This window comes from Thiolapillus sp. (assembly GCF_048562965.1).
Classification (GTDB): domain Bacteria; phylum Pseudomonadota; class Gammaproteobacteria; order Chromatiales; family Chromatiaceae; genus Thiolapillus; species Thiolapillus brandeum_A.
The window spans coordinates 1-508 of sequence record NZ_JBHNMF010001697.1 but is presented as its reverse complement, the minus strand read 5'-3'; the positions used below and the strand labels follow the sequence as shown (position 1 = coordinate 508).

Annotated in this window: 1 protein-coding gene and 1 pseudogene; both read right to left on the bottom strand. The window is 51.4% G+C overall.

Going from position 1 to position 508, the window contains the following annotated elements:
• Positions 1 to 132: AbiH family protein (locus ACOCD2_RS26280; RefSeq protein ID WP_293650976.1), on the bottom strand; the 132-nt coding region annotated here is incomplete at its 3' end.
• A gap of 138 nt (positions 133 to 270) precedes the next feature.
• Positions 271 to 508: pseudogene (locus ACOCD2_RS26275) on the bottom strand (transposase); the annotation flags it as partial.

The following is a 508-nucleotide window of genomic DNA, read 5'->3' as shown; positions in this document are numbered from 1 at the left end:
AAATTTTTCAACTAAATCATGTAGAGCACTATCACTATCTGAAAGATATTCTTTGAAATTTGAATAACGGGAAGAAATACCATGGTAGATATCAAAGCCATTCCCAATGATGTATAGACTTTCCAGTGACATAGTAAACCTCGGTCAGGCGCTGCCGGGTCTTTTCTTCCGGTGGCAGCGGTGTTTGTCAAGATACTTGTGTGGGTCGAGTAGATGGGCTCCACAACAGGTTAGGATCGTGCCCCCTGTGTCAGCATAGTTGTCCGCCGTGCGCAACCGGGCGCACAGCAGGTGCTCACCACTGAAGATGTACAGCGGCAGGTAGCAATAGCAGCGGTAGTAGCCGTGGAAAAACCGCCCTTCCTGCTGACCGTGCAGCGGATCGTCGGTCGCATCCAGGTCGAGCCAGATCTTGCGCGGGGGCTTGCGGTACGACTCCAGGAAAAGATCGACCAGCAGTCGATCCATTGCTTCATTATCCGCGGCAATCCGCTTGTAACGGTCTGAT